This window comes from Victivallis sp. (assembly GCF_048170485.1).
In the GTDB taxonomy this organism is placed as follows: domain Bacteria; phylum Verrucomicrobiota; class Lentisphaeria; order Victivallales; family Victivallaceae; genus Victivallis.
Genome location: NZ_DBEXAY010000142.1, coordinates 1 through 3,421, shown reverse-complemented (window position 1 = coordinate 3,421; position 3,421 = coordinate 1). Strand labels below are relative to the sequence as shown.

The window sequence follows — 3,421 nt, the reverse complement described above, 5'->3', positions numbered from 1 at the left end:
AGGATGAGTTTTTCCAAAAAATTTAGATAAAATGCAGGAATTGTCCTTGAGGAGCTAATAAAAATTGTGATAAAGAAAGAAGTATGCGGCATTTATGGATGTGTAAGCATGCCATTATAGGTGATTGATGCACGGAATATCAATCCACTACTCTTCTTGCCAGTCCCGGCAAGAGTCACCAGTGACAAGGTAACCAGGAATGCGTTCTCGGTGCGGTTCGAAATTCCGGGTTCGTATCATTTCGTCCAGCAACTCCACCGCCCGGGCGCACAGCGAATCCGTTGCCTGCTCCATACGATCGAATTGCAGCGGTAGAGGAGCGAAAGTCTCCCCGAGATCAAAACTGGTGACACTCAAATCATTCGGTATGGAGAGCTTGCAGAAAGCGGCTTTCTGTATCAGGTTGCTTAAAAACACACTGTTTGTCGCAAAAAAGGCGGTCGGCCGCCGAGGTGATGACAGAAGAGTAATTACATCCGTGGAAATCCGACAATCGAAACTGTCGTAAATGATGTTGTTCTGCGGTTCATAAGTCAAACCAGCCTCATCCAGTGCCGCCCTAAAACCGGCAATACGTTCCTGCTGATCTAGGCAGGTTCGGAGATCATTTGCATAGATTACACCAATCCGTCGATGACCGTGCCGGATCAGCATGGCCGTCGCTTCGCGGCTCGATTCGAAACACTCGTTGCCCACGAAGGAAAGCGAAGGCTCGCCGACTTCGCGGTTGATCTGCATCACCGGGACGGTTCGGCTCCATTCCAGCAGCAGCCGCTTCAAGGTCCCGGAAACCAGAGTCGGCATGTAGAGCACGCCGTCCGGCTCATCCTCCAGAACTCCCCTTACGACTTCGGTTTCCTGTTCCGCGGAAAGGCCGTAGATGGCCAGTTGCATGCGCATATTCAGTTTTTCCAGCGCCTCATAACAGGCGAAGATGATCTTCCGGAACAACGGTTCGTCCTGGCCGGGCAGAACCAGCACGACGGTCCGCGAAGCGTTTCCGCAACCCGGCGCGGTACGATACAACCCCTTGTTCCGGACGCTTTCGATCACTCCCTCTTCCACCAGCATCTTCAATGCCGTATTCAGCGTGGCGAGACTGACCCGGTATTCTTTTTGCAGCGAACGGACCGAGTCGAGACGCGTTCCCGGCAGAAACGGTTCGAAGCGCCGCAGCAGCTGGTCATGCAGTTTACGGTATTTGGCCTGTTTGTCCATATATCCCATGATTCGATTCAGAAAGAGAACTGTTTCACTGCGCAATATATCCCGGACGGCCGCAGAAGTCAACCTTTTTTACGGCCGCCGAAGCGAAAAATCAGCAATCCGCCAATTCGTAAAGCGAAAAAGCATAGGCGTCATGTTCGGAGAATACCGTCCGTTCGTTCTCCGGCCGGAACTCTCCGGAACCGAGCAGTTTCTTCCGCACTTTCATTCCCGCCGGATCGAATGCGCAGCTCTGCTGCTCCGCGCCATGCCGGTAAACTCCGAGCCAGCCGCGCGCCCCTTCCGGTTCACGTGCCAGGACCGCGCTCCAGTTTCCCTTGCGGGGAACTTCGCCGATCGGAAGTACGAGACAATTTTTCCATTGTTCCCGCAAGGCTGCCGTCTGTTCAAAAAAGGTTTTCAGTTCGGCACGCCGTTGCGGAGACGTATCCGCCAGAAGTCCCCAGTACAGCGGCGTGGCGAAAACCGTGGTTCCGGCGATATAGTTGACGGAATATTCCGCCGCCTGGGGCATCATTTCCAGTTCAATACGGTGAGCCGGGACGAATTGAGCGGTCTGATGGAAATTTCCCAGCGCCATATACGGGTGATAGTAGCGGTGATCCGGATAATTCCGGTCGCGGTTTTCAAGGAAAAACCGGCCGAAGTCCAATCCGAAATCGAAACCGGGCCGGTTGCGGCGCGTGATATCCATGGAAATCACAAGCCCCGGAATCTCCTGCTGCAATTCCTCCAGCAATCGCCGGTATGCTTCGTAATGAAGCTGGGCGTCGCCGCGCTGCGTATTGAATGCGGTCAACTGGTAAAGATCGAATTTGAAACGGCGAATGCCGAACTCCCGGTAGTAGCCGGTGAATTTATCCTTCATGAACCTGAAACATTCCGGTTCCAGCAGTTCCACCGGGCTGTAGCTGCGTTCGGCTCCGGCTCCGCCCTGCAGTTCCGTCTGCTGGAAGTCGTTGGTGCGCGCCAGCCAATTCCACTTCGGCGGATCGAGCATGAAATCCCGTTCTTCGGTACCGTCCCACAGCAGCATTTTCGGATGCCGGATATCGAGTCCGAGCGGATTGGCCCATAAACCGAGTTCGACTCCCAGTTCTGCGGCTCTGGCGGCAAGGGCGGTAAACCGGGCCGGGAATTTTTTCGTATCGATCTCCCCCATGAATTCGCTGAAGTAACCGTCGTCGATGAATACCGTGGATACGCCGGATTCCGCCGCCAGCTCCAGTTCGCGCATGATGACCGGCTCCGTCACGTCCAGATGCAGGGCCGGCCAGGAGTTTGCCAGAACCTCCATGCGGTCAAGCCTGCCGTATCGTTCACGCTGGTAACGCTGCAGCCCGAAGTCGTCCCGCAACCCGACGACAACGCCGTAAGCGCGGCGTTTTTCACCGCGCCGCAGGTTGTCGAAGCCAAGCCCGACCATTTCAAGGCGGCCCTCTCCGGGAATCCACAGAAAGTCATATTCTCCTTTGATCGGCCGCGAATCCGGCATCGGCGCTTCCTTGTAGATGAAGAACCGGTCCGTCAGGAAATAGCCGCCGACATTTTTCCCGGGCCGGGCCTGACGGCGGAGCAGACGGTGGTTGGAGTGGTCGGTGCTGCTGAAAAAATCGACGCATTCCGCCTGTCCCGCTTCCGTTTCGAGAACAAGATTGAGCAGCGTGGAGTAATACATCGCCGCATGATCGTTTTCGGTCGAAAAAACATCATAATACCGGAAAGCTCCGGCCGTCCGGTAAAAAAACAGATGCCGTTCCAACCGGATATCGCCGACCCGGTAATTCAGCAGAATTTCATTGTTCAGTTCTTCCATGCCGAGAAAGCTGATTTCGCCCAGGAGCTTCCGGTCCGCCGTGATCTCCTGCGGAGCGGAAACGCATAGATTCAAGCCGCTGCGGCGGTCCCGGAATTTTTTCAGAGTGAAAAACGGTTCCGGCGCAATTTCAATCTCGATCCGGTCATTTTGATAATGCAAGGTTTCCATGTCAATTCCCGTTGGGTTGTTATTCTCCGGCGTTCCGCCCGTTCACGACGCGGCCGTCGTCCGCCATATCGCCGTGCCCGCGGGAAAACGCCGCGGGCGAAGTGCCGGATCTGCAGTTGCATCCGGTTGGCGGCATACATGACCCGGTTGCGGTTGACGATGGCGGTATTCTTTTCCATGAAGAGAAATATAGTTCTGTTTTTTTCT

General features: G+C 54.9%; 2 protein-coding genes. Both read right to left on the bottom strand.

Annotated features, from left to right (window positions below; translation table 11 throughout):
• Positions 1-147 precede the first annotated feature (147 nt).
• The gene (locus ACMLHG_RS07550) at positions 148-1,227 is read right to left on the bottom strand and encodes a substrate-binding domain-containing protein (protein WP_294437117.1); all 1,080 of its coding nucleotides are present in this window, start codon (positions 1,225-1,227) and stop codon (positions 148-150) included.
• 91 nt (positions 1,228-1,318) lie between these two features.
• Entirely contained in the window at positions 1,319-3,214 is a 1,896-nt protein-coding gene (locus ACMLHG_RS07545) for an alpha-galactosidase (RefSeq protein WP_294437116.1), read from the bottom strand.
• Positions 3,215-3,421 lie beyond the last annotated feature (207 nt).